Source organism: Candidatus Saccharibacteria bacterium (genome assembly GCA_016700015.1).
Taxonomy (GTDB): domain Bacteria; phylum Patescibacteriota; class Saccharimonadia; order Saccharimonadales; family Saccharimonadaceae; genus Saccharimonas.
The window spans coordinates 680,183-706,289 of the sequence record CP064995.1 but is presented as its reverse complement, the minus strand read 5'-3'; the positions used below and the strand labels follow the sequence as shown (position 1 = coordinate 706,289).

Genomic DNA, 26,107 nt, shown 5'->3' with positions numbered 1-26,107 from the left:
CTTCCTGTCTCGTTATATTGTTCCTGCGTTCAAATCTCGACGGATGAGACGAACTTCCTTCTTCACTTGCCGTGATCGTGCGTAGAAGTAGGCGACAATGGAGAAGATGACTCCTGCAAATATCATATTTTCGCGCGGACCGGTGTGAGGGAGCTCGGCTACAGTCCGCTCAACTACCTGTTTTTGCACAGGACAGTCGATATTGATTGATACTGAATTGCCAAAGGTATTAATCATTTTGCAGTCATATGATGATCGGTCGCTAACGCCTGTTCCCATAGCGGGTATCGTACTTAATAACTGAATTGTGAACATGCGTGTTTGCTTTTCGTTAGGCTTTAGGGTGATTTTTGGCCACGATAAGCTTTTTGAAATACCGTCGAAGCTGCCACCACCAGCATCTATGACTGATGCGTATTCCAGAACATCGTCTAGCTTTTCTTCAGGTATCACTTCCGCAGAAGCTTTCCCGTGATTAGTAAGCTCAAGAGTATAAATGATTTTATCATTTGCTCGAGCGGCAGTTTTTGTTGCATCAGTGTTACCCTGTGTAATGTTGTTGGCAGTCTTGGTAAGTACAACACTCGCTTTACATTTCTCGTCTTTAATCCACAGGGTTGAGTCGCCTGGACATGGTTGGCATTCAGGACTGTCTTTGGCAATTTTTGGATTTTGTGGACACATCTCGGGAGCGGGGATGTTGAACGTTCTGACACAGTCGGGGCCGTATTTATCACCTAGTGAAGTTTTTACCGTTAGCTCAACAGTGTAGGCGCCCTCAGCTTTTGTTGTATAGGTCGCAATTGCGGATGCGGCGCTAGTACTAACTGTCTTTGTATCGACAACCTTGCCGTCTTTTTTGATGACGAACACATAGCTTGATATGCTAGCTCCATTGGCCGCATAGCCTTCACCAGTGAGCTGGTAGTTGTCCAGAAGCTTAGTAATTTTTAGACTATCACAGCGCGCAACCGGCTCGGGCTTGCAGTTTGGGCTATTTTCGGGCAGACTTTCTTTACCAGGAATTGTGCACATTTTTGGTGGCACGGTACAGTTTGGATACTCGCCAACATAGCCGGCTGGACATTTGGGCTGGGGAGGATAAATCTTTAGAACCAGATTACCGCATACTAGCATGAGACCAAACCACATCCCATCGCTAGTTTGGCCCACAAAGACGTAATAGTTTGATCCGTTTGTTACGTTGTTGTAAGTGTCCCACAGGGTAAGTGGACGATAATAAAAAGTGCGAGTGCCACCAGAATCAGTTCGAATAGTATACGACCTTTCGCCTTGAGCATAACTATAGCGCGATGTTAAGCCCCAGCTGATCAAGCCATCCCGTTTTGAATTAAGATACTGCTTGGTGGTATTTTGTATGTTCGTTCGCGAAATTCCAAGTTGATTAAAAAGATCACGGATATTATTTGTATTTGCATCGTAATGAGCTAGGTAACCCTCCTTAGTGGTGACACCGCCCGGAATAAAATTTGATGGGCTTGAAGCATTCGCTGCCTCTGGTGGAGAGAATACGGCAAACGACTGCATCACCAATGCAAGTGCGGTGAAGATAAGCCCTATGCGACGAGTAGCCTCTTCCTTTTTTAGTCGTTTTGCATAAAAGCTGAGCTGCCCAACAAGTGCTGGGCTAAAGGCTAGATTAGATACTAATTTTCTAAACATAATGCTATTACCGATATATTTATTTTGTTTGCTTTAGACCTCTCTGTTCCATAATAGCATAAGAAATATGTTCAATGCAATCAATTGAATGAACAATTTTTTTTATGGTATAATGGAGGCATTCTTATATTAAATAGTAAATAGCTGAATCGACTGAAGTGAGGGATAATGGCTAAACAAAAAGATGATGGCTCTTATGATGGCTCGCAAATCCAGGTTCTAGAGGGACTCGATCCAGTCCGCAAGCGTCCAGGAATGTATATCGGTAGTACTGGTTACGACGGTGTTCACCATCTTATAAAAGAAATTGCCGACAACTCCGTGGACGAGGCAATTGCGGGCTTTGGTACTAGAGTTGATATTCGTATTCTTGCCGACGGTGGTCTCGAGGTTACCGATGATGGGCGTGGTATTCCTGTTGATAAACACCCCAAAACTGGGCTTAGTACCCTGGAGACGGTACTCACTGTGCTTCACGCAGGTGGTAAATTCGGCGGGGGTGGCTACAAAGTGTCATCAGGACTCCACGGGGTTGGCTCATCAGTTGTCAATGCACTATCTGTCCGGATGATTGCTGAAGTAGTTAAGAGCGGAGAGCTTTATAGTGTTGAGTTCGAGCGCGGAAAAACTTCCATACCCTTCAAGAAGGTTGGTAAAACTGATCGTCCTCAGGGAACACGTATCACGTTTTATCCTGACCCTGAAATTTTTAAAGAGACGGTCGAGTTTGACTATAAATGGGTCGTCAGCTATTTGCGTCACCAAGCCTATCTCACCAAGGGTTTATACGGAACTGTTTACGACGAACGAACAAAAGAGCGTCAAGCATTCTATTTTGAGGGTGGAATTAAGAGTTATGTAAAGAATCTTAATATTGGCAAAGAGGTATTGGCTGACGAAGTGTTCTATGTCGAGCGGCAAGTTGAGGACTCGATGATCGAAGTGGCAATTCAGTACAACGATACCTATATTGAGACCGTGAGGCCGTTTGCTAACAATGTGCTTACCCCAGATGGCGGTACGCATCTTGTGGGATTTCGTGCTGCGCTGACGCGGGTTATTAACGACTATGCTCGTAAGAACAGCCTGTTAAAAGAAAAAGAGGATAACCTGAGCGGTGATGATATACGCGAGGGCCTAACTGCTGTTATTTTGGTAAAGTTACCCGATCCTCAGTTTGAGGGTCAGACAAAGAATAAACTTGGCAACCCTGAAGTTCGGCGCTATGTCGAACAGGTTATGAACGAATACTTTGCCTACTTCCTTGATGAAAACCCAGATGCCGCTAAAAAGATAGTCGGTAAGGCACTTCTGGCAGCTCGGGCCCGCAAGGCTGCTCGTGCTGCTCGAGACAATGTGCTGCGTAAGGGAGCACTTGACGGCATGGGTCTGCCCGGAAAACTATGGGATTGTTCAAGTAAAAGTCCCGCGGATAGTGAAATATATATTGTTGAGGGTAACTCTGCGGCCGGTTCTGCCAAAGAAGGGCGCGACAACCGCACGCAAGCAATCTTACCTCTACGAGGAAAAGTGCTGAATACTGAGCGGGCACGGCTTGATAAAATGTTTGCCAATAAAGAAATTGTAGCCATGATACAGGCATTTGGGGTTGGTATCGGTGAGCAGTTCGACATCAACGGGCTTCGCTACCATAAGATTATTATCATGACCGATGCTGACGTCGACGGTAGTCACATTTCTACTCTGCTACTGACATTCTTCTTCCGCTATATGAAAGAAATTGTCGAAGGTGGTTATGTATATCTTGCAAAACCGCCTCTCTTTAGCATTAACAAGGGTCAAAAAAAGCAATATGTCTATGATGAGCCACAGCTTGATGAAGCGCTTGAGGCGACGATTGCTGATAGAAGGTTGCGAGGTATTGCAGTCGACGATAGCGAGGACCGCATGAAGCAGGCTGGTGTGACAGTGTCACGATTCAAGGGGCTTGGTGAAATGGACGCCGAACAGCTATGGGAAACGACAATGAACCCCGATAACCGAGTATTAATAAAGGTAAATGTTGAAGATGCTGAACGTGCAGACGCAATTTTTACAAAGCTTATGGGCGATGATGTAACGCTTCGCAAAAACTTTATTCAGTCAGAAGCGAAAAACGCAAAGCTCGAAGAGCTAGATATTTAGAGGTGAAGTATGGACGATGATATGACAACAAACGTACCAACAAATGACGATGATATGGATCTTGATGCTCTGCCCGTAGAGTCAGCGGGTATTGAGCATCGTACTATTGAGAAAGTAATGGAAGATAGCTTCTTCCGCTACTCAATGAGCGTGATTATTGATCGTGCATTACCTGATGTGCGCGATGGACTAAAGCCGGTACATCGCCGCATTCTGTATTCCATGAATGTTAATAATAACCGATCAACAGCGAAGTTTGTAAAAAGTGCGCTTATCGTCGGTGATGTGATGGGTAAGTATCATCCACATGGTGACAGTGCCATCTATAACGCAATGGTTCGTCTTGCGCAACCATGGTCGCTTCGCTATCCACTTATTCAGGGGCAAGGGAACTTTGGTTCGATGGACGGGGACGAGCCAGCAGCAATGCGTTACACGGAAGCTCGCATGGCAAAACTAGCAGATGAGATGCTGGTTGATATCGACAAAGAAACGATTGCTTTTCGCGACAACTATGATGGCTCACGCCAAGAGCCCGTGGTTTTACCCGCAAAAGTACCAAACCTACTACTTAACGGCCAGATTGGCATCGCTGTCGGTATGGCGACAAACATTCCCTCGCATAATCTCAGCGAGCTGGTTGATGCTACAGTCGAGCTGATTGAGAATCGTGAAGTAACAACAGATGATCTTCTAAAACATGTCAAAGGTCCAGATTTTCCTACCGGAGCTACTATTTATGGCGGTGCCCCTATGAGGCAAGCATATCAGACGGGTCGAGGTAGCGTGATGATGCGAGCGGTTGCGGATATTGTTGAAACGAAGAAGGGCAGGCATCAAATCGTAGTAACTGAGGTTCCGTACGGAGTTAATAAGGCCACGCTGATTGAAAAAATCGCCGAGCTTGTTAAGGATAAAAAGATCAATGGTATAAGTGATCTTAACGATGAAAGCGCACGCGGCCAGGTACGCATAGTCATTGAGCTAAAAAAAGACGCATACCCCAAGAAACTTCTTAACCAGCTTTATAAGCTGACGCCACTCCAGACGAGTTTCAACTTTAACATGCTTGCGCTGATTGATGGGGTACAGCCACGGATCTTGGGTCTCAAAGAAATGCTTGAAGAGTTTGTGAAGCATCGTCAGTACGTCGTGCGTCGACGCACCGAATACGAGCTGCGCAAGGCTCGTGAACGTGCACATATTCTGGAAGGTTACAAAATAGCTCTTGACCACATTGACGAAGTTATTAAAACAATCCGCGCCAGTAAGACGCAAGATGAGGCCGAAAAGGCGTTGATCGCGAAGTTTAAATTAAGTGAGATACAGGCTAAAGCGATACTCGCGATGCAGCTTCGCCGACTCACTGGCCTTGAGCGTGAGGCGATTGAGAGCGAGCTCACAGGACTTCTAGCGATGATTAAACGTTTCGAGGAAATACTTGCTGACGAGAATGAAATCCTCGCCATCATAAAGACAGAACTGCTTGAAATGAAAGAGAAGTATGGTGATGAGCGCCGAAGCAAGATTATCAACCATGAATTGGGCAAGTTCAGCGATGAAGAGCTAATACCAGATGAAGATGTAGTTGTTCTTCTTACAACAGAAAACTACATTAAGCGCACACTTGTCAGTGATTATCGACGTCAGAACAGGGGCGGTAAGGGTAAGCGAGGTATGACCACAAAGGAAGAAGATGTCATCGATCAGCTTGTGACCGCATCGACCCATGATTGGCTACTCTTCTTTACAAACAAAGGTCGCGTATTCCGTTTGAAGGCTTATGAAGTTCCGGCTGCCAGCTTGGCCGCTAAAGGTGTTGCTGCAGTAAATCTGCTACAGTTGCAGCCCGAAGAGAAGATTACATCGATTGTGGGTCACTCGAAGAACGCGGGCGAAGAAGGATATTTGTTCATGGCCACTACAAAGGGTACCGTGAAGAAAACACCACTTAAGGATTATGCAAACATTCGAACCAACGGATTGATAACAATCAATCTCGATGCCGGAGATGAGTTGCGTTGGATTAAGCAAACAACCGGTAAAAATGATGTGATAATATCAACATCTGCTGGGCAGGCTGTGCGCTTCAATGAATCCGACACTCGTCCTATGGGTCGATCTGCACGCGGCGTACGTGGTGTGCGACTGAGGCCGAATGATTGTGTTGTTGGTATGGATATTGTGACAAGCGACGACCAGACGCTACTGGTTATTAGCGAGCGCGGTTTCGGCAAGAAGACGAAAGTAGCGAACTTCCCCAGTCATAAACGCGGGGGGGTGGGCATCAAAGCTGCGGTTGTGACGGCAAAAACTGGTCCAATAATGTCGGTCCAAACGATTGAACCAACCATGACAGAGGCGATACTGATATCTAAAAATGGTCAAACGATTCGGCTTAGCCTTGACGATATCAAGCTTCTAGGAAGGACCACCCAAGGTGTGACTATTATGCGACTTGGCGATGGAGATGCGGTTTCTTCGATTGGTATGATGGAAGAGAGTATCAAGGACGATATAGAAGAGAAGGATATCAAATAAGTGAAACTGTCGCCCTACCTGTTAGCAATTGTTTCGAGCTGGGTTGTTGCCCAGGGGAGCAAATATCTGATTGTTGCTATAAAGAGCAAGAATTTCGGTGTATTACGACAGCTATATCTTTCTGGGAATATGCCCAGTGCACATAGTGCAACTGTTATGTCGGTGGCCACTGTCGTCGGCTTCACTCAGGGGTTCGAGTCTGCGCTATTCGGGATTGCGATCATGGTTGCTGGCGTTGTGATGTACGATGCGATTATGGTTCGTCGCTCGGTGGGTGAGCAGGGGCTCGCTATCCAGGAGCTTATCCGTGTTGCAAAAGAAAACGAGCGAGTAACGATTCCCCGTGCCGCTAAGGGTCATACCCCGCTTGAAGTTCTTGTCGGGGCAACGCTTGGCGCACTTATTGGTATTGTTGTCTTTATCGCTACGAAATAACAGATAAAATACCTTGACCAAAGTGATTCTATGCGATATGATGGTTTGAGTCTGATTGCGAGATGGTAGGTATATATCTGTTCAGCAGTTAGGTTTTTTGCGTAATTTAACAATTTAGTTGTGCAATTATCATCGTCAGTCTATTTTTGAGTAGATAGCTTGTTGTTCGAAAAGAGCAACCGGTTTCGAACGATTTACTCGTTCGTGCCGCGTGATGGGAAAACCTTTGGGTTTTCTCATAATCGAAGCGTTTTTTTATGGAGAGTTTGATCCTGGCTCAGGATGAACGCTGGCGGCGTGCCTAACACATGCAAGTCGAGCGGCAGCGAGTTTCTCACTGTTCGCTTCTCGTCTTTCGTGGCAGGAGTAGGGATTTTGTTTACAAGATCCCGTACCTAAAACGAAGGTGAAAGGTTGTATTATTGGTAACTCTTATAATACAAGTATCGAGGAGTGAAGAGTGAGAAATGTCGGCGAGCGGCGGACGGCTGAGTAACGCGTGGGAACGTGCCCCAAAGTGAGGAATAAGCACCGGAAACGGTGTCTAATACCGCATATGATCTTCGGATTAAAGCAGCAATGCGCTTTGGGAGCGGCCCGCGTCGGATTAGGTTGTTGGTGAGGTAATGGCTCACCAAGCCGACGATCCGTAGCTGGTCTGAGAGGATGACCAGCCAGACTGGAACTGAGACACGGTCCAGACTCCTACGGGAGGCAGCAGTGAGGAATCTTCCACAATGGGGGCAACCCTGATGGAGCAACGCCGCGTGCAGGATGAAGGCCTTCGGGTCGTAAACTGCTTTTATAAGTGAGGAATATGACGGTAACTTATGAATAAGGATCGGCTAACTACGTGCCAGCAGCCGCGGTCATACGTAGGATCCGAGCGTTATCCGGAGTGACTGGGCGTAAAGAGTTGCGTAGGTGGTCAGTAAAGCGAATAGTGAAATCTGGGGGCTTAACCTCCAGGCTATTATTCGAACTCACTGACTCGAGAATGGTAGAGGTAACTGGAATTTCTAGTGTAGGAGTGAAATCCGTAGATATTAGAAGGAACACCAATGGCGTAGGCAGGTTACTGGACCATTTCTGACACTGAGGCACGAAAGCGTGGGGAGCGAACCGGATTAGATACCCGGGTAGTCCACGCCGTAAACGATGGATACTAGCTGTTGGAGGTATCGACCCCTCCAGTAGCGAAGCTAACGCGTTAAGTATCCCGCCTGTGGAGTACGGTCGCAAGACTAAAACATAAAGGAATTGACGGGGACCCGCACAAGCGGTGGATCGTGTTCTTTAATTCGATGATAAACGAAGAACCTTACCAGGGCTTGACATCCAGGGAAAGACTGCGAAAGTAGTCTGTGCCTTTTGGAACCCTGTGACAGGTGATGCATGGCCGTCGTCAGCTCGTGTCGTGAGATGTTTGGTTAAGTCCATCAACGAGCGCAACCCTTGTACTTAGTTGTATTTTTCTAGGTAGACTGCCCCGGTAACGGGGAGGAAGGAGGGGATGATGTCAGGTCAGTATTTCCCTTACGTCCTGGGCTAGAAACACGATACAATGGCTAATACAATGCGCAGCAAAGCCGCGAGGTGGAGCAAATCGCATCAAAGTTAGTCCCAGTTCGGATTGGAGGCTGAAACTCGCCTCCATGAAGTCGGAATCGCTAGTAATCGCAAATCAGCAAGTTGCGGTGAATACGTTCCCGGGTCTTGTACACACCGCCCGTCAAACCATGAAAGTGACCAACACCCGAAGTCCGATTCGTCGGCCTAAGGTGGGGGGGCATGATTGGGGTTAAGTCGTAACAAGGTATCCGTACCGGAAGGTGCGGATGGATTACCTCCTTTCTAGGGAGTTACGCCAACAGTTCGAGCAATCAACTGTTGTAGCTAGGTCGGTCTTGATTGTTATGCTGAGCTTACATAACAAAGTAGCCGTGTTTATACGGACAAGACGAAGTTCAAAAAATGAAAATAAGACGGATGAAATTGCACAGCTAAGTTGTTAAAGGAATAGCACCTCTTAAATAGAGGTGCTATTTTTTACTGCTGGTCCTCGACTAGTTTTTGTTGCCGAAAAATAGCCCGAAGAACCAGTTGAGTAGGAGGCTATGGAGGTTGAACATGATAATGAATCCCAATAAGCAAGCAAGTAAACCGTAAAGTCGGTACCGCTCGTAGCTAACGGTCCCATGCCCCAGGGTATCTGCGATTTGACGATACCAAACGACAAGAGCTGCACCGCCCAGTAAGATCAGGCCTCCAATAAAAAATGCACTCCAGCTAAATGTATATACCATATGTGCGTAGTATACCACTTGTCATTTGGTAGGTGATAGAGTAGAATGGTTGAAGCCTGGGGATATAGCTCAGTTGGCTAGAGCACCTGCTTTGCAAGCAGGGGGTCCAGAGTTCGAGTCTCTGTATCTCCACCAAGATAGCGTATGGATACAATCGATACACTCTCTTGGTCTTACGAATGTAAAGGCCACGCACGTTTAGTATGGGGTGAACCAGGCTTTACGTCTGGATCACTCCACCAAATTTTATGGAATGCGGGCGCTTAGCTCAGTTGGCTAGAGCATCTCGTTTACACCGAGAGGGTCGGGGGTTCGAGCCCCTCAGCGCCCACCATGAAATAATATAAGATCCCCGCATCTTCAGGGGCGATTAGCTCAGCTGGTTAGAGCGCGTCACTGCTAGCGGTTACTGAGCGAAGCGAAGTAGATTAAGAATTCATTTTTTCTAACTGTGGGCGATTAGCTCAGCTGGTTAGAGCGCGTCACTGATAATGACGAGGTCGGAGGTTCGAGTCCCTCATCGCCCACCAGTTAGAAGAAATGGGTAAGTCGCTATATGCGCCAGAAGGGCGCTATATAATGACGAGGTCGGAGGTGCGAACTGCCTGGGGGCAGTTCGCAAGGATGTCACTCGAGACAAGCTATGCTTGCCATCGCTGTGCGTCGGGGCCGCGGAACGTGGCCGAGCCCCTCAGCGCCCACCAAGATGCGGTGATTTTTGTTTGGTATACTCGTAACAGTATGAGAAAACTATCCCTGTCATCAGTATCGGTGGCAACAAAAAACCAGAAAGCGTTCATAGATTTAATTGACAAAGAGCCATCTGAAATCAAGATAGCGCTGATAGAGAATGGCGCTGACACCTATCCAGAAAATCGTAGAGAATGGGTTGAAAGAGCACGAAGTATGCTTGAGGCAGTGACCCGAAATATCTCAAGGATCGATCTACGAACTTACGTAGGGAGAAGTAATGAATTATTAACTAAGCTACGACAGTTTGACATGATATGGGTTGGAGGCGGAAACGTTTTCTACCTTAGGTGGCTGAGTGAGGAGGTGGGATTGAAAGAAATAATAAATACACTTTTGAACGAAGGGATAGTATATGGTGGTGATAGTGCAGGGGCAATTCTGGTTTGTCCGACAATTGGGGAGTTCGCATCCGCAGACGACCCTGAAAAAGCGCCCAAAAGGTTTAATGATGGCCTACATATTGTTGATTTTATAGTAGTTCCTCATGCAGATCATAAAAAATATCGTCCGCTTATGATGCACATTCACCAGTTACTGTTGAAAAAACACTACCAGATCGTCATTTTACGTGATGACCAGGCTGTCATAGTTAAAGGCAAAACGATAAAAGTTGTATGAAACCCTTGCATTCTTGTACGAACAGGAGTATATTAGTTCTTTAGTAAGCGAATGTTCATATGAACCTCTGGCGATTTTGGTACAAGTCAATCCGAAACGCGAGAGGATTTTTTATCGCCAAAATTACAACAATTTACCACTGGTAGAGTGCGAGTCGTGGTGGTACGATAGTGTAAGTTAAAAATCTTGAACGCAGACAAAATTACATCAAGCATAAGCGCGATGTGGTGGATATGTGCGCTCAAGCGGAGTCACAGTAATTTAACAATTCATTATGTAAGAAAATTTGTAATGATTGACGGCAGTAGTTGTGAATAACAATTACTAGTTAAGTCAATGCATAAAAAGGTACTCAAGGGCACAGTAGTGGATGCCTAGACGTATATTACCGATGAAGGACGTGGAAGACTGCGATAAGCTTCGGGTAGCTGTCAACAAGCTATTATCCGGAGATCTCCGAATAGGGAAACCTAGTGCGATTAATAACGCATTGTCCATACCTGAATACATAGGGTATGTGAACGGGAACCAACTGAACTGAAACATCTTAGTAGGTTGAGGAAAAGAAAGTAAATAACGATTGCGGGAGTAGTGGCGAGCGAAACCGTACGAGCCCAAACCTTACAAGTTATTGTCTGTTTACAGACAATAACGGTTGATAGACTATTGCTTGCAAGGGGTTGTGATATGACACAAGACCAAGTCAGAGGATTTAACAATTTTGTTGAATAATCTGACTTGTGATTACAGACTATCATCTGTAAATAAGGTAAGAAAACAGCGTGGTTAGCAGAATGAGGTTGAATACTCAGCCAAAGGACGTGAAAGCCGTGTACGCGAAAACGACGCTGACCTTATATGTGTGGTATCGAGTAGGGCGGGGCACGAGAAACCCTGTCTGAATCTGGGAGGACCACCTCCCAAGGCTAAATATAATATACGATCGATAGTGAACTAGTACAGCGATGGAAAGGTGAAAAGAACCCCGGGAGGGGAGTGAAATAGATCCTGAAACTCTGTGCCTACAAGGAGTCGGAGCCGGCTTGTCCGGTGACGGCGTGCTTTTTGTAGAACGATCCAGCGAGTTAATTTTACATGCAAGGTTAAGCCAGTTGGCGGAGCCACAGTGAAAGCGAGCCTGAATAGGGCGAATTAGTATGTAGGATTAGACCCGAAACCGGGTGACCTAACCATGAGCAGGCTGAAGCTTCTGTAACAGGGAGTGGAGGGCCGAACCGTAGTCCGCAGCAAAGGGCCCGGATGACTTGTGGTTAGCGGTGAAATGCCAATCGAACTCGGAGATAGCTGGTTCTCCTCGAAACAGTTTTAGGACTGGCGTCGTGTAATTCGCACATGGGGGTAGAGCTCTGTAAAGGACTGAGGGGAGCAATCCTACTCACCCTTAACAAACTACGAATACCATGTGTTTTATCACGGCAGTTAGAACGGCGGAGCTAAGTTCGTCGCTCGAAAGGGAAACAGCCCAGACCATCGTCTAAGGTCCCTAAATTTACACTAAGTGGGAAACAAGGTGAGATTTCTTAAACAGCTAGGATGTTGGCTTAGAAGCAGCCATTCATTTAAAGAGTGCGTAACAGCTCACTAGTCAAGAGATCTTGCGTGGAAAATGTAACGGGGCTAAGTGTAATACCGAAGACATGGATGCGAGTATAGGACAAAATTTATGGATTATCGATGCTCAATATCTTTCAAATAGTCGATTTTTGGCGAATTTATTTCGCAAAAATTGATTCACCTGAGGGAAAAGAATAGTCCGACAAAATGCTTGTCATTTTGCCGGCACGATAAGAAAAAACCGTAGGTTTTGTCTTATACTCGCGTGGTAGAGGAGCGTTCCTATCTGCAGTGAAGCTGGACTGGAAAGTACAGTGGAGCGTTAGGAAGTGAGAATGCTGGAATGAGTAACCATAAGATAGGTGAGAATCCTGTCGGCCGTAAGAGCAAGGTTTCCTGAGCCATGGTAATCATCTCAGGGTTAGTCGGGCCTAAGCCGAGGCGCATAGCGTAGGCGATGGACATCAGGTTAATATTCCTGAACCGGCGTAGTTTGCACACTGTTCACGGTGAGATATTCGAAGCGGATTCATGGTATGTATCCGTCCAACCGAGCCGGAAGGCAAAGGGAGTGAAAGTTACTTTTCGGAGTGACGATTTTGGAAAAGGCACTGGCTAGAAAAGCAGATGTGCGCAGAGACTATGTCCGCCCGTACCGCAAACCAACACAGGTGCTCGAGTCGAGTAGACTCAGGCTTACGAGAGAACCTTCGCTAAGGAACTCGGCAATACAGCGACCGTAACTTCGGGATAAGGTCTGCCCCCACTTCGGTGGATATAAAGCCGCGTACACTCAGCGAGGAATAACGGTTAAACGGTGCAAGTGTGATGACTTGCACGTGAGTACGCGCCAGTTTGCCTTCGGGTGAATTGTCGTCGAAAAATCCTTTTTAGATAACCAATATTTTTTACTGAGATAGACTAATCAACAGATTAGGCTTTTTGTACGTGAGTCCTTCGTATCTAACGATGTGGGGGCCGCAGCAAAAGAGCCCACGGAACTGTTTACCAAAAACACAGGTCTCTGCGAACACGAAAGTGGATGTATAGGGGCTGACTCCTGCCCAGTGCTGGAAGGTTAAGGGGAGCGATGAGAGTTGCGAACTGAAGCCCCAGTGAACGGCGGCGGTAACTATAACCGTCCTAAGGTAGCGAAATTCCTTGTCAGGTAAGTTCTGACCCGCACGAATGGAGTAATCATGTGGGCACTGTCTCAGCGAAGGACTCGGTGAAAGTGCATTGGCGGTAAAGATGCCGTCTGTCCATACCAGGACGAGAAGACCCCATGGAGCTTTACTACAGTTTTACATTGATCCGGGTTACAACATGTGTAGCATAGTTGGGAGGCTTTGAAGCAGATACGCCAGTATTTGTGGAGCCACAGGTGAAATACCAACCTTGTTGTGATTTTGATCTTACTTTTGCCGTTATCCGGCAAGAGGACCGTGTATGATGGGTAGTTTAACTGGGGCGGTTGCCTCCTAAAGAGTAGCGGAGGCGTTCAAAGGTTGGCTAACTTCGGATGGAAATCGAAGTGATAGTGTATGCGCACAAGCCAGCTTGACTGTGAGGATGACACTCCAATCAGAGACGAAAGTCGGAGCAAGTGACCCGCTGTACGTAACATTTGTTACATGAATGTGGGATCGACAGCGCACACGGATAAAAGTTACCCTGGGGATAACAGGCTTATAGCGCCCAATAGTTCACATAGACGGCGCTGTTTGGCACCTCGATGTCGGCTCATCACATCCTGGAGGGGGAGCACCTTCCAAGGGTTCGGCTGTTCGCCGATTAAAGTGGTACGCGAGCTGGGTTCAGAACGTCGTGAGACAGTTCGGTTTATATCCGGTATGGACGTTAGGAAATTTGAGAGGATCTACCCTTAGTACGAGAGGACCGGGGCGGACGTACCTCTGGTGTATCGATTGTGGCCACCTGCTGCATTGTCGAGTAGCTATGTACGGATTAGATAAGCGCTGAAAGCATATTAAGCGCGAAACTAACCTCAAGATTAGATTTCCCTATGAGGACACAGAGAGACGATCTGTTTGATAGGTGCAAGGTGGAAGTGTGGCAACACATGGAGCCGAAGCATACTAATAGTCCCATTGCCTTTTTATGTTTCAAGACGACTTCACCGTAATCTGTCCTGCCAACTGGCGTAGCCAGTTGCCCGCCAGATTACTTTCGGCGAGCTACATCGTTGCTCTACCTGCGATCTTCACAAGCAGTACCTTTTGTACAGCTTGTTCGGTTCTCGGTGAGCACCTCGTATCTCATTCGAATGAAGCCATCTTGAAATCCACTGTAAAGTGGACTAGACTTAACTAGTAATTGGTGTTCATAACACCGGTCAATTATTTACAATCAACTACATCCGTGCAACAAGGACATCGAAGAAAGGGGTTTGGCCCACCGTGGAGATATACGGGTCCAAGCGCTTCAGACCCCCTTCTTCGGTGCCCATGGCGATGAGGAAATACCTGTTCTCATTCCGAACACAGAAGTCAAGCTCATCAGCGGCGATTATACTGCCACAAGTGGGAAACTAGCACGGTGCCGAATTTTCAAGAAGACCTCCGAAAGGAGGTTTTTTTGTAAATTCGATTTTTGGTATTTCCCGCTTTTGCGCAGTATAAGCCCGACGGCGGATAAAATAAGGAGGCGAGCGAAAAGAAAACTCGTTTTATTTTCCGAGACGACGCAATTTTACATCTTTGCAAAGCAAAGATATTATACTGCCACAAGTGGGAAACTAGCACGGTGCCGAATTTTCAAGAAGACCTCCGAAAGGAGGTTTTTTTCTTTTACTTTTCGATGTTGATTTTGATGAAAAACCACGGAACAATTCCAATGGTTATGCCAAGCTTATTAATTTTGGTCATATTTTTGCAGCAACGCCCTTGGTCAAATGAATTATACCATATAAAAAACACCTCCATCAAGGAAGGTGCTTTTGTGGTGGATTCTTGGATCTCGCAGAAAGCAAGAATCCTTTTTGTAATGAATCTCGTAGTTTTTCAAGATTCAAACAGGTGCTTCCTTATAATAACTCACCAGCAGCATAAGTACAATAGTTTTTATATCATAAAAATATTGACTGTAACCATTGACATTTTGTATCGTTTGTGCTAATATTATTTCATACACATCTCAGATGTGAGGTAAAGCGAGGGTTTTGACGAACCGTAACAGGGGTAGTCAGAGCCCTTTTAATAATCGCCCTTCAAGAGGGCAGGGAGAACCTACTAATGGCAGGAACTAAAGCTGGTGGCATCAAGGCCGCACAAAAGAATTTGGCTAAAGACCCAAACTTTTACGCAAAAATTGGCGCAAAAGGTGGTCGCAACGGTCATACGGGCGGTTTTGCCGCTAACCCAGAACTTGCTCGTATTGCAGGTGCCAAGGGTGGCCGTATTTCACGCCGCACTAAAAAAAGCTCTGATAAATAATCAGATATAGCGCAAATAAATAGTCGACTCTTCAGGGGTCGACTATTTGTTTGGGCTATAGCGACGTAGATGGCAGTTTCGCGCTTCATTAACGCGCCATTGGTGGCTGCAGGCAATACATACGTAGGTAAACTGGCGAGCTGTTTCGACGCCAGTTGCATTACAGCGGGGACAGAGTGAACGCGCATGAAGCCAATCACGATACGTGTCTACCGACTGATCGATAGTGTCTGGATCAATAGTAATTCCATAGTGGGAACTATTCTTTCGAGCCCACTCCCAGGCGTCACGCTCCATTTCCAGTAGCTCAATACTGTTAGTGTATTTTCCATGGTTCAACCAAGCGTGGCCAGCCTCATGCAAAAGAAATGCTACTACTTCACTGTCGGTCGGGTCATAGGTGATACAGCGCTCAAGGTGATTCCACTGAAAAGCAGTACCGGTTTGAAAGCGAATAGGAGAAGCGACACTTTGATCGAGTCGCCAGCTATTTTTTAGCTTTCTTACTAGTAAGGTAATCTTTGCCATAGTAGTAACATCCATAAATAACTGCTTCTTCGGGATGAACAGCCTGAATAATCTTGGGACAAGCAATGTGTGGAGGTAGGTGTTCAAGTAGAATATCGCGCAGGTATGTTCCATAGCGTTCAAAATAGGTACCAACACTCCCGCCAATAATGATGATGTCGGGCTGAATTGTAGGAATCACGACCAGAAAACCACGACTCATGCGGTCGGCGATCTGTCGCCAGGTGCGTTTACTGGTGATGTCCCGTGCGAACTGTTTGTAGGTCGCTACAATTGCATGGCCACTGGCGAACGACTCCCAAATGCGTACTTTGCCATCGTACTCAAGCGGAATATGCCCGATTTCACTAAACCGCATGCCATGATCGAGCTTACCATCAACTACCAACCCCCCACCAATACCAGTGCTAATGGTGACGTAGAGCGATGAGACGGGAATAGATGGCAAACTGCGAGTTTCGCCCAGAGCGGCAAGTTTGGCATCGTTTTCGATAAACAAAGGTACACCCGGCAAAAGATCGTGTAGTTTTTTGCCTAGATCAAGGTTCTGCCACGGCAAATTACCACACCATTTTATAACCCCAGCATCAACTACCCCAGGGATAGCGAGCACTACGACTTCGACTTTGTCTGGTTCGTACTGTTCACGCACGATCTTTTTTAGCTGCGCAACATACTGACTTGGATCAGAAGGGGTAGGAAATTTTATCGATTCACCAATTTTGCCGTGCGCACTAAACGACGAAATAAGTGTCTTTGTCCCGCCGGTATCGATTGTGACTATCATAGTACCAGTGTAGCATACCGCATCTGTTGCGTTTAGTTGCAAAATATAGTATAGTCAGGTAAGTTACTTAAGAGGTGAATAGAATGGCACAACAAATGCACAAAGGTACGATTGTGGGATATGTGCTGGTGGGGGCGCTGCTGCTGGCACTGGTTGTCGGCGGGATCTTCGTGGTAAAAAACTACGCGACAAAAAATAACACAGGCAATGAAACTAATAAGGTAGTCGAAGATACTGTCACACAGTCGAACGAGGCCTTGTCTTCGACTAATACTGATCTGGAGCAAGCACTAAAAAACCAAGCTTCGCAGCAAAAACAGACAGATTCGCCGGCAAAGAGTTCTTCTACGGCGACGACTAGCGATTCATCCATCACCTCGACGAGCAATCATCTCCCAACTACTGGTCCCGAAGACTTGATTATCCCCCTCATTGGAGCTACGCTGTTGGCTGGCACAGCGGTCTCTTATGTGAGGTCTCGGTCGCTCATCTAGACAGATGACGTCCACTAGTGTACAATAGGCAACAATCTCGGTGCGCGTTTGTTTGAAGTGCGCCAAGAAAATATTAACTTTAAGAGAGGAGTGTTGATGGTTCTGTTCGCGCCTGTCGCGACATTACCCATTGATACCGTATAGTATGACAAAAAATTTAGTAACGATGGACGAGCTAATGGCTGGCGATAGTGTTAAGCAAATCGCTGCTGGCGAAGTTATAACGGGTCATGTGCTATCAGTACGTAAGCACGAAGTGTTGATCGATTTAGGCGCACAAGGTGTTGGTTATGTTCCACGCCGTGAAGTCGGCTTTAGTCGTCAGCTGGCCACCGGTGACGAAGTAACTGCCAGTGTTGTTGACGTAGAACTTGACAATGGTTATAGTTTGCTGAGCCTTCGTAAAGCTGCAAAAGATCGGGGTTGGGAAGAAATTTCTGTCAAGATGGAAGCAGGTGAAATTATCGAGGTTGCTCCGTACGATGCAAATCGTGGTGGTATGTTGGTTGAATACGAAGGCGTGCGTGGCTTCTTGCCAGTATCGCAACTATCTGCCGAGCATTACCCGCGAGTCGGTAGTGCCGACAAAGACGAGATTCTGCAGCGCTTGAATGCTCTGGTGGGTCAGAACCTTAAAGTTCGTATTTTGGACTGTGACCGCAAGACGAACAAGCTTATCTTTAGTGAAAAAGAAGCCATCAAAGACGGTCTCGCTGCTCGGTTTGAGCAGCTGAAGATCGGTGATACTGTCACCGGCGTCGTCACCGGTGTTGTCGACTTCGGCGTCTTTGTCAATGTCGATGGTATAGAAGGTCTCGTGCATATCAGCGAAATAAGCTGGGAGCGTGTCAACAATCCAGCTGATTATGTAAAAGTTGGTCAAAATATCGATGCCAAAATCATTAGCATCGACAAAGAACGCCTTAGCCTTAGCATGAAACAGCTCACAAAGGATCCATGGCTCGACGAGGTCGACACATTTAAAAAGGGAGACAAAGTTGAAGGTACTGTCACACGCATAACACCGTTTGGCGCCTTTGTGCAGATTAGTCCAGCGGTCGAAGCGCTGGTTCATATTAGCGAACTAGGCAGTGGTGAAGGTGTTGACCCGGAAAAAGTGTTTACACTTAACGAACGCAAAGAGTTCGTCGTGCTTGATATTGATAAAGAAAACCGCAAGATTTCACTGAGTCTTGCCGACAAGAAAAAGAAATAACCGTGTAACAAACGGATAATTGTCCCCACCAAGCTGGGACGGAGAGGAGCAGGATATGAGTCAACCAGAAAAAGTGTTGGTCATCGCAGATTCAATCACTGTCGGAGAGCTCGCAGAAACGCTCAACTTACCAGTTACCCAGCTTGTAGGAGAGTTATTTAAAAACGGTATTGTTGCTACCATCAATCAACGAATTGACTTTGAGACAGCTCAGATTATTGTTGAAGAGCTAGGAATTGATGTTGAGCTGAAGCGCAAGGAAGTTGAATCGACAACCGCGCAGCGTCTTCATAAACCGTCTGAACGTGCCGTCGAGCGGCCACCGATTGTCGCCGTTATGGGCCATGTTGATCATGGAAAAACAAGTTTGCTCGACGCGGTTCTCGATATGAAAACGGTTGCCGGTGAAGCTGGAGGCATCACACAGCACATTAGTGCCTACCAGACTGTCCGCAAAGGACGTCCCATCACACTGCTTGACACGCCCGGTCACGAAGCATTTGCCGCTCTACGCCAGCATGGTGCTGCGCTTACTGACGTTGTGGTGATTGTCGTGGCTGCGGATGACGGAGTAAAGCCACAAACTGTAGAAGCTATTCGCTTTGCCCGTGATGCCAACGCTAAAATTGTCGTCGCACTCAATAAAATGGATAAAGAAACTGCCAACCCCGAAATGGTCAAGGCACAGCTTGCAAGTGAGCACCATCTAAACCCAGAAGAGTGGGGTGGCGATACGGTTATGGTGCCAGTGAGTGCTAAAACGCGCGAAGGAGTCGACAAGCTACTCGATATGGTACTGCTTGTGGCTGACATTGAGGAGTTAAGGGCGGATATTGACGTGCCGGCAGAAGGTCTGGTGATTGAGGCGCACATGGAAATTGGTCGTGGAAGTGTAGTAGGTCTTTTGGTTGAGCAGGGGGTGCTAAAACCTGGGCATTTCCTGGTCGCTGGTACGAGCTACGGAAAGGTTAGAACACTACTTGATTTTACTGGTAAAACACTGAAAGAGGCTGGCCCTTCGACCCCTGTTACGGTGACTGGCTTTAAAGAACTTCCACAGTTTGGTGACGTGTTTGGTATCGTAAAGAATGAAAAAGAGGCCAGACTACTTGTTGAGAGGGCCAAGATTGAGCGCGAGCGACACGCCGCCAGCACCAATGTCACGGGCGCAGATTTATTGAAAATGATGACCCAAAAGCACGATACACAGGAGATTAATGTTATTGTCAAAGCCGATGTTCAGGGATCGCTTACCTCTGTTATGGACAGTTTACGTCTTGTTGACACAAAAGGCGAGATCAACCTGAGGATTATTGGTAGCGGTGTTGGTAATATCAACGAAAGTGATGTCCGTTTGGCGGCAAGTAGCAATGCAATTATCTATGGCTTTAATATCATACTACCACCAGCCGTCAAGCGACTGGCTATGCGCGATAAGGTGCAAATTCGTCTGTACAAAGTCATTTATGAATTGCTCGATGATGCCAGGAGTAGTATGGAGGCCATGCTTGCACCGGCTGTGGTAGAAACTGAGCTCGGTACACTGACTGTCAAGGGCGTATTCCGTACCATGAAAGACGAAATCATCTGTGGTGGTGAAGTGAAGAGCGGCAAAGTGACTCCCCACGTACTCGTGCGCGTGAAGCGCGGCGAGGAGCAGCTGGCGGAAACAGAAGTGACTAGCGTGCAGCGCCAGCAAATCGAAGCCAAAGAAGTATTCGAAGGCGAAATGTGCGGACTAAGCCTCAAAACCAGCAAAAAAGTGCAGCTCGAAATTGGCGATACGCTTGAATTCTTCACGCGTGAGCTGGTGAAACGAACACTTTCATAGTTATACGTAGGTAGTATGCAACGAACTAATAGTGCCCTCGGCGACGTGGGTTCTATTATTACTACAGAGTATTGACTTTTTATCATGTTTATGCTAGTATAAAAGTATAGACAGACTATCTGTTAATTAAGGAACGATATTCACCACTATGGCACGCAAGAATCACGAATCATCGAGTAAGGGTCGTCACGACCTTGATGAATCATACGAGCGCCTACAAGCGCTCCGTGCTGAGCTTGTGGGTAATTCCGAACCTCAATCAGATGATGCTGACCAAGAGGTTGGTGATACGTTTGATGACACTTACCAAGACGTACCCGCTAAAACTGACGAAGAAATCGCCCGTGATGTTGCACCTAGCCTCGTGCCGTTTCTCGACGATATCACCATTCATATTAATGCCGACAAAGCCGATTTTACAGGCGATCTAAAAAAGTGGAGTTTAGTAAGGGCGCAGCGTAACGCGCTTGTCGAGTCAGGTGCCTACGCCGGCGAAGACGTCGATGGTATGACAAATGAGCAAGTGAAATTACTCCTTGCCGCCGCCTATGCTGCTCGCCGCGAGGCTCGTAAAGCCGAGCAACCTACCGAAGTAAAAGACCTGGAAGCCACTAAACAGCAAGAGACAGAGCCACTCAGTGATGAGTCACTCGCAATTCTAGCCCGCCTAGAAAAGGCGCTTGCAACAACAGGTAAACCAGCGGCAACGACCAAAGCTAGGCAAAAAAATCAGCCAAAGTTTCCTCGGCGCTCAGACGGCGGTGTCAATCAATCAACACTTGATGCAATGGAGAACACCACTCGTGTATGGGAAATCGATGAACACAATCCAGACTACGAAGAGGCAGCGCGCTACCGGCGCAAAACAGCTCGCGGTACTGCACCAAAAGGCGCAAGCTCACCTGCAGTGACCACCCCTGGATTTGCAGGTGTGGCACCTACACCTCCGCCAGTGCCAAGGCCTCGTCGCACTGCTGCGACTGCTTCGCCTCGCACGGTCGATCCGCGACTTGCTAGTACCATTAGCTACGATGCTCGCGGTCACGCCCACTGGCAAAAGGGTATCGCTGACAAGGGCGGTAAGTTCGCTCATAATGGTCACATTGATACGATTCTTGGTGGCTATGATGAGCGTGAGCGCCAAAATGCACTGTATGCAGAAGCCCAGAAAATCCACATGGCTGTAGCTGATATTGATGCAGAAATTGCCATAGGTTCAGCTCCTGATGACATAGCAATTATGCGCCGGCAGTTGGTTGCTCACCATGCCTTTGGCGCAGATACTGCTCTTAAGGTGGGTAACATGTCAGACGAAGAGGTAAAAGAGTTTGTTAGCTACATGCGGACAGCGCACGATAAAGCTACCATAGCGCCTGCTTCATCGGCCGTACCTACCGATCCACTCGATGCTCTTTCGGCTGGCACTTACGTTCCTGGGCCTGCTCCCGCCGATCCGCTTGACGCACTTGCGGTCGGTACCTATGTACCAAGTGCTGCTGCGAGCCCAGTTGACCCACTCGATGCGCTTGCCGCAGGTACGTATGTGCCAGCAACGACAGGTGATATTCTGGCAGCTCTTGCGACCGGCACTTATGTTCCCAGGGGCGAAATGGGCACGGCCATGTCACCCGAAATTACTGCGATGATGAACGAGTTGTCGGATTACCGCGACACCTATGCTCGACTAACCGCCAAGGACCGCACCTCTTATGTTGGTCGCTTTTTGTCGGATGATTCGCGCCGTACTCGATTTTTGCGCCGCATGCCATTTGTGGCACGTGCCCTTGACGCCTGGAACGAACGTCGTTCTGAGGCAATCGACGATGCTCGCATGGAGTATGAGGTACGTATCGATCGGCTTATTGGACGACTCGATGCAATTGCCGGCACGCCTACCGACCGCAGTAGTCGGCAGCGCCGCGCACTGCTAAACGAAAGCTTCCAGCTTGAGATACGCATCAGCGATTATATTAAAGAGCGTGGCGGCGAGTATGCCGGTATGTTCACGACGTGGTGGATGAAACAAGAAGGCGACACGAGCAAATGGAAATGGCGCTCACGCCTTAAAAAAGTTGGTGCTGTTGCTGCTGCAAGCGGTGTTGTCGCCTTTGGTGCAGGCTTCCTTGTGCCGGGTGCTATCTTTGGTCTCGCTACCGGTACGGTCGCTGGCGGTATAACTGGCGGGTTGCTTGGTCGTAGCGTAACGCGTCACCGCGGTAATGCACGGGTCGCTGTGGGCCGGGGTGGCCAAATGGACTATGCTGATGTTGAAGCTGCGTATAGCACTAACCGTCAGTTCGATGCCCTTCGTGCAACCACTACGGCTGGTGCCAGCACACTGACCGAGCAAGTAGAAGCCAAAACCACTGAAGAAATGGTTCGTAACCGCCGCCGCTTACGCTCGACCGTAGCGGTTGGAAAATTAGCTGGTGGTTTGAGTGGGCTTGGCGCTGGGCAGCTACGTGCTCCACTGGGATCATCTCACGAGGTCTCAGCTTCCGCAGGGGATGGGACAAACAGTACTGGTCCGGCTCATGACGGCGCGACTCCTGGTGCTAATGAAGGGATCAATCCGAGCGATCGCTATCAAACCCTACCTCACCCAGAACTAACAGGCAATACATTCTATGTTGAGTCAGGCAACGGACTTATCCGTGAGTGGAGCCAGTGGGCAGGCGCCAACAATCATTCGATTGACTCTGAAACCGCCAAGCAGCTTCATGCTGCCGTGCGCCAACACTTTGGTGACAAAGGCATTTTAAAGCAACTCGGCACCTACGTCCAAAATGGCGACCTGCGTATTGCTCGGTCTGGTATGACGAGTTGGGCTGATGGTGTGCCTGAATTTGCACAGCAATGGCTTGCTGCTCGTGGGAAGTGGTAAACTGTAGTTAGCTATGACTGACGAAGCAATCATCGAAAAACTAAAACTCGGCACCCATGACCCTGACATCTTGGCCCTCAGCATCGCTCAGGCGCGAGAACTTATCGAAATGAGAGTTTCTCATTTATTGGAGCGCACAATGACTGACGAGCAGCGGAACGAGTTTACGGCGATTAAGGATGGACCGCAAGAAACGGTGGTAGCGTGGATTGAGCGCGAGTTTGGCGACATAGACAACCTCCGCCAGACAGTGTTTGAAGATTTAGCAGATGAACTTGCTGCTGACGCATCGCGTGACAGCTCTTACTAGTATGGTATACTGAATACTAGCTAATAAGGGAGTATGTGATGTTTCAGTTGGATGACAAATTTTTGCAAGATGTGGGTCTGGGTACACTGCCAGCTGAGCAGAAGCAAATGTTTCTTGATCACTTCCGTGAGCAATTGGAACTTCGTGTCGGGACGCGCCTTAGTGAAGGCTTGAGTGATGCTCAGCTTCAAGAATTTGAATCATTTATTGATCGAAATGATGAAAAAGTAACTACGTGGTTATCGGCGAATGTTCCTGAATATGAGCAAGATCAAATCTATCAGCAACTGAAAGCAGGCGCTCCTGCTGAAATTCCACAAAATGTTATTTTGGCGGAGTATGCATCGCTCAAGTGGCTTGGGCTTAATCGACCCGACTACCGTCAAGTAGTCGCCCAGACTATGGAAGAGCTGAAAGCCGAGATTATCGCTAACCGTGATGCGATTTTGGGTGTAGCGCCTGGCGACCAACCGCAAGCTGCTTAAAATCGGTAGCCGCGTAAAAATTCTGCTGTCGACATGCGTTTGCCGCTGGGAGCGATAAGTTCATCAATCGATAAAAATGCACCGTTTTTGCACTCGATATCGAGTGCTGTTTGCTGTGTCATGACGGCGTGAGCCTTGGTGACGATAACCGTATGGGGACCAAGCTGTAGCCGAGTGCGTGGGTAGCCTAGGTGGGCACGGATACGTGCTTCGGCTTCACCGGGAGTGAGGGTTTGGGGATCTAATAAACTATCACCTTTTTGTAAGAGATGGCAGTAGGTTGCATCTGCTTCGTCTTGGGGTGTGGGCTGAAGCGAGCCGTCGATGATACGAGGGAGGTACTGTACCAAAAGATTAGCTCCTAGCGTGAACAACGTATCGTAGAGTTCCGGCTTTGTCTCGGTCTGATCAAGCGCATAGGGAACTTGAACATAAATAGGTCCTGCGTCCATTGCTTTTACGAGTTTCATGATTGTCACACCAGTTTTTGCATCGCGATGCTCGATTGCCGACTCAATGGGGGAGGGACCGCGGTAGAGGGGGAGTAGCGAAGGGTGGACATTGATAATACCTGGGCTAAATAGTGACAGTATGTAATTGGGTATGATTTTGCCATACGAAACGAGCACGCCAACAGGCTTTTCAATTGTTGAGAGTGGCTCGATAAGCTCGTCGAGTTTTTGGGGCTCAAGCACAGTGATGTCCTGGGTGAGGGCATAGGCTTTCACAGCCGAAGGGACTAGTCTGTGACCACGTCCTTTTGGTGTGTCGGGCTTGGTGACGACGGCGGCTATGTGAAAGTTATGCTCTACCAGGGTGCGTAGGGCGATTAAGCTATGATCTTCAGTTCCAAAGAAGACTATGTTCGACATCTTTTTCATAACTAAGGGGCTGGAGTTCGCCTTTCTCATCCAATCGATAAAACGCATCTCGTGCATCTCTAATGTGGTCAACAAATACAATACCATTTGTGTGATCGATTTCGTGCTGGATAACGCGAGCGAGAAAGCCTTCGGCTTTAAAGCGCACTTCGTGACCTTCAAGGTCGAGCGCTTTTACTCGAACTTTTGTATAGCGAGGTACGCTACCGTAATAACCATTGACACTCAAGCAGCCTTCAAAATCGGCGACTCTTTGTCCTTCAAACTTCACAATTTCTGGGTTGATAAGTGTCACAAACTCTCGGTTTTCTTTGTGGTCAAAATCGCTCCGCACAATAACGACACGATAGAGGTGATCGACCTGCACAGCTGCAAGGGCAGCACTGATTTCATGGGGACGAGAGTCTTCCCAGTCGAGGCTGGCGTCGATCATGTCTTTGGCAAGTTTGCGAACATCGTCAGTCACTACATGAACGCGCTGCGATTTTTGACGCAGATGAGTATTCGGTAGGGTGATAATTGCTTCCTTCTTCACTCCAGTTAGTATACCTGATGTGCCCAGCAAATTATAGAGAAGGGCCAGAGAATAAATTACTTTTCAAAACGCCCCGTTACCCACGAAAGTTCTGATTGCCAGTCGCGGCTTGTGCACGAAAATCCAGGACTTCCTGCTATCTTTGTGGCGCCAGTAGTTTCGGTTCGTAGTACGCCAATGACGTAGTAGTTTCCTTTTGTCGCGTCGCAGCCGTTGGTTCCAGCAGTATAGTAGTTGTAAACGTACGTAAATTTACTGTTTGTACGGTCGACGGTTATGTCGTTACCATTAGCGTTGTTGGTAGGGTCAACCGGCATACTTGATTGTCCGGCGATTGAATCGAGTGAATCGAGGAATTGGCCAGCCGCTTCCCTGGCGGAGGATTCCCAGCCATTTTGTGCACCAAGTCCGCTATAAGCTACTACCGGGTAAGTCTGATTAAAGGACTTGTAAGCGTCAAGTGTTTTTACGTACATACTCATGTCGGCAAGACGACGGTCATCGCGAGCGCGCGCTTGCACATTGCGATAGGTAACGAGTGTAATAGAGGCAATGATGCCAATAATGACTACCACAAACATAAGCTCAACAATTGTAAACCCAAAACGAGTGGATCGTTTAGCCATACACGTAGTATAGAGGGAT

17 protein-coding genes, 3 tRNA genes and 3 rRNA genes are annotated in these 26,107 nt (G+C 47.6%); 17 read left to right on the top strand and 6 right to left on the bottom strand.

The window, feature by feature from the left end; all coding sequences use genetic code 11:
- Positions 1-12: 12 nt before the first annotated feature.
- On the bottom strand, positions 13-1,683 hold the full coding sequence (locus IPM09_03880) for a hypothetical protein (protein QQS21636.1): 1,671 nt from the start codon (positions 1,681-1,683) through the stop codon (positions 13-15).
- Between the two features lie 168 nt (positions 1,684-1,851).
- Here IPM09_03880 and gyrB point away from each other — a divergent pair, with 168 nt between their 5' ends.
- The 11 genes from gyrB to IPM09_03825 all read left to right on the top strand — a co-directional run bounded on the left by gyrB (position 1,852) and on the right by IPM09_03825 (position 15,511).
- Complete coding sequence (gene gyrB / locus IPM09_03875) at positions 1,852-3,828, top strand: DNA topoisomerase (ATP-hydrolyzing) subunit B (protein ID QQS21635.1); 1,977 nt, start codon at positions 1,852-1,854, stop codon at positions 3,826-3,828.
- A gap of 9 nt (positions 3,829-3,837) precedes the next feature.
- Positions 3,838-6,369, top strand: coding sequence for a DNA gyrase subunit A (gyrA, locus tag IPM09_03870; protein QQS21634.1), 2,532 nt, complete (start codon positions 3,838-3,840; stop codon positions 6,367-6,369).
- On the top strand, positions 6,370-6,804 hold the full coding sequence (locus IPM09_03865; protein QQS21633.1) for a divergent PAP2 family protein: 435 nt from the start codon (positions 6,370-6,372) through the stop codon (positions 6,802-6,804).
- Between the two features lie 254 nt (positions 6,805-7,058).
- Positions 7,059-8,658, top strand: a 16S ribosomal RNA gene (locus tag IPM09_03860).
- Between the two features lie 510 nt (positions 8,659-9,168).
- Positions 9,169-9,245, top strand: a tRNA-Ala gene (locus IPM09_03855).
- 122 nt (positions 9,246-9,367) lie between these two features.
- Positions 9,368-9,444: transfer RNA gene (locus IPM09_03850), tRNA-Val, on the top strand.
- Positions 9,445-9,563: 119 nt separating this feature from the next.
- Positions 9,564-9,640: transfer RNA gene (locus IPM09_03845), tRNA-Ile, on the top strand.
- Between the two features lie 211 nt (positions 9,641-9,851).
- A complete protein-coding gene (locus IPM09_03840; protein ID QQS21632.1) occupies positions 9,852-10,481 on the top strand; it encodes a Type 1 glutamine amidotransferase-like domain-containing protein in 630 nt (209 codons plus the stop codon).
- A 341-nt stretch (positions 10,482-10,822) separates the two neighbouring features.
- Positions 10,823-14,180, top strand: a 23S ribosomal RNA gene (locus tag IPM09_03835).
- A gap of 334 nt (positions 14,181-14,514) precedes the next feature.
- Positions 14,515-14,624, top strand: a 5S ribosomal RNA gene (rrf, locus tag IPM09_03830).
- 686 nt (positions 14,625-15,310) lie between these two features.
- Entirely contained in the window at positions 15,311-15,511 is a 201-nt protein-coding gene (locus tag IPM09_03825) for a hypothetical protein (protein QQS21631.1), read from the top strand.
- Positions 15,512-15,553: 42 nt separating this feature from the next.
- Here the strand turns inward: IPM09_03825 and IPM09_03820 are convergent, their stop codons facing one another.
- Together IPM09_03820 and IPM09_03815 are read right to left on the bottom strand one after the other, a co-directional pair.
- On the bottom strand, positions 15,554-16,039 hold the full coding sequence (locus tag IPM09_03820) for a hypothetical protein (protein ID QQS21630.1): 486 nt from the start codon (positions 16,037-16,039) through the stop codon (positions 15,554-15,556).
- Entirely contained in the window at positions 15,999-16,826 is an 828-nt protein-coding gene (locus tag IPM09_03815) for an ROK family protein (protein ID QQS21629.1), read from the bottom strand. Before IPM09_03815 ends, IPM09_03820 begins: the two co-directional genes overlap by 41 nt.
- A gap of 83 nt (positions 16,827-16,909) precedes the next feature.
- Between IPM09_03815 and IPM09_03810 the strand changes: the two genes are divergently transcribed.
- From IPM09_03810 to IPM09_03785, 6 genes are all read left to right on the top strand, one after another.
- Complete coding sequence (locus IPM09_03810; protein ID QQS21628.1) at positions 16,910-17,320, top strand: hypothetical protein; 411 nt, start codon at positions 16,910-16,912, stop codon at positions 17,318-17,320.
- 145 nt (positions 17,321-17,465) lie between these two features.
- Positions 17,466-18,536 (top strand): S1 RNA-binding domain-containing protein, encoded by a 1,071-nt coding sequence (locus tag IPM09_03805; GenBank protein ID QQS21627.1) that lies wholly within the window; start codon positions 17,466-17,468, stop codon positions 18,534-18,536.
- Between the two features lie 55 nt (positions 18,537-18,591).
- Entirely contained in the window at positions 18,592-20,367 is a 1,776-nt protein-coding gene (locus tag IPM09_03800; protein QQS21626.1) for a translation initiation factor IF-2, read from the top strand.
- 148 nt (positions 20,368-20,515) lie between these two features.
- Positions 20,516-23,251, top strand: a complete 2,736-nt coding sequence (locus IPM09_03795) for a hypothetical protein (GenBank protein ID QQS21625.1) — start codon at positions 20,516-20,518, stop codon at positions 23,249-23,251.
- A gap of 13 nt (positions 23,252-23,264) precedes the next feature.
- Positions 23,265-23,561, top strand: coding sequence for a hypothetical protein (locus tag IPM09_03790; protein QQS21624.1), 297 nt, complete (start codon positions 23,265-23,267; stop codon positions 23,559-23,561).
- A gap of 38 nt (positions 23,562-23,599) precedes the next feature.
- Positions 23,600-24,046, top strand: coding sequence for a hypothetical protein (locus IPM09_03785; protein QQS21623.1), 447 nt, complete (start codon positions 23,600-23,602; stop codon positions 24,044-24,046).
- Here IPM09_03785 and fmt read toward each other — a convergent pair.
- From fmt to IPM09_03770, 3 genes are read right to left on the bottom strand one after another with little or no spacing between them, the layout of a single operon-like run.
- The gene (fmt, locus tag IPM09_03780; protein QQS21622.1) at positions 24,043-24,927 is read right to left on the bottom strand and encodes a methionyl-tRNA formyltransferase; all 885 of its coding nucleotides are present in this window, start codon (positions 24,925-24,927) and stop codon (positions 24,043-24,045) included. The two genes, IPM09_03785 and fmt, sit on opposite strands and share 4 nt — an antisense overlap.
- Complete coding sequence (gene def / locus IPM09_03775; protein QQS21621.1) at positions 24,890-25,462, bottom strand: peptide deformylase; 573 nt, start codon at positions 25,460-25,462, stop codon at positions 24,890-24,892. The genes fmt and def overlap by 38 nt, the downstream gene beginning before the upstream one ends.
- A gap of 56 nt (positions 25,463-25,518) precedes the next feature.
- Positions 25,519-26,088: a type II secretion system protein gene (locus IPM09_03770; GenBank protein ID QQS21620.1), complete on the bottom strand. Its 570-nt coding sequence runs from the start codon at positions 26,086-26,088 to the stop codon at positions 25,519-25,521.
- Positions 26,089-26,107 lie beyond the last annotated feature (19 nt).

What these genes read in the sequence shown, in the direction of transcription:
- IPM09_03880 (QQS21636.1), bottom strand. Translation starts at nt 1,683, where the DNA reads ATGTTTAGAAAATTAGTATCTAATCTAGCCTTTAGCCCAGCACTTGTT.
- fmt (QQS21622.1), bottom strand. Translation starts at nt 24,927, where the DNA reads ATGAAAAAGATGTCGAACATAGTCTTCTTTGGAACTGAAGATCATAGC.
- IPM09_03810 (QQS21628.1), top strand. Translation starts at nt 16,910, where the DNA reads ATGGCACAACAAATGCACAAAGGTACGATTGTGGGATATGTGCTGGTG.
- IPM09_03795 (QQS21625.1), top strand. Translation starts at nt 20,516, where the DNA reads ATGGCACGCAAGAATCACGAATCATCGAGTAAGGGTCGTCACGACCTT.
- IPM09_03805 (QQS21627.1), top strand. Translation starts at nt 17,466, where the DNA reads ATGACAAAAAATTTAGTAACGATGGACGAGCTAATGGCTGGCGATAGT.
- gyrB (QQS21635.1), top strand. Translation starts at nt 1,852, where the DNA reads ATGGCTAAACAAAAAGATGATGGCTCTTATGATGGCTCGCAAATCCAG.
- gyrA (QQS21634.1), top strand. Translation starts at nt 3,838, where the DNA reads ATGGACGATGATATGACAACAAACGTACCAACAAATGACGATGATATG.
- IPM09_03800 (QQS21626.1), top strand. Translation starts at nt 18,592, where the DNA reads ATGAGTCAACCAGAAAAAGTGTTGGTCATCGCAGATTCAATCACTGTC.
- IPM09_03840 (QQS21632.1), top strand. Translation starts at nt 9,852, where the DNA reads ATGAGAAAACTATCCCTGTCATCAGTATCGGTGGCAACAAAAAACCAG.
- IPM09_03820 (QQS21630.1), bottom strand. Translation starts at nt 16,039, where the DNA reads ATGGCAAAGATTACCTTACTAGTAAGAAAGCTAAAAAATAGCTGGCGA.
- IPM09_03770 (QQS21620.1), bottom strand. Translation starts at nt 26,088, where the DNA reads ATGGCTAAACGATCCACTCGTTTTGGGTTTACAATTGTTGAGCTTATG.
- IPM09_03785 (QQS21623.1), top strand. Translation starts at nt 23,600, where the DNA reads ATGTTTCAGTTGGATGACAAATTTTTGCAAGATGTGGGTCTGGGTACA.
- IPM09_03815 (QQS21629.1), bottom strand. Translation starts at nt 16,826, where the DNA reads ATGATAGTCACAATCGATACCGGCGGGACAAAGACACTTATTTCGTCG.
- IPM09_03790 (QQS21624.1), top strand. Translation starts at nt 23,265, where the DNA reads ATGACTGACGAAGCAATCATCGAAAAACTAAAACTCGGCACCCATGAC.
- IPM09_03825 (QQS21631.1), top strand. Translation starts at nt 15,311, where the DNA reads ATGGCAGGAACTAAAGCTGGTGGCATCAAGGCCGCACAAAAGAATTTG.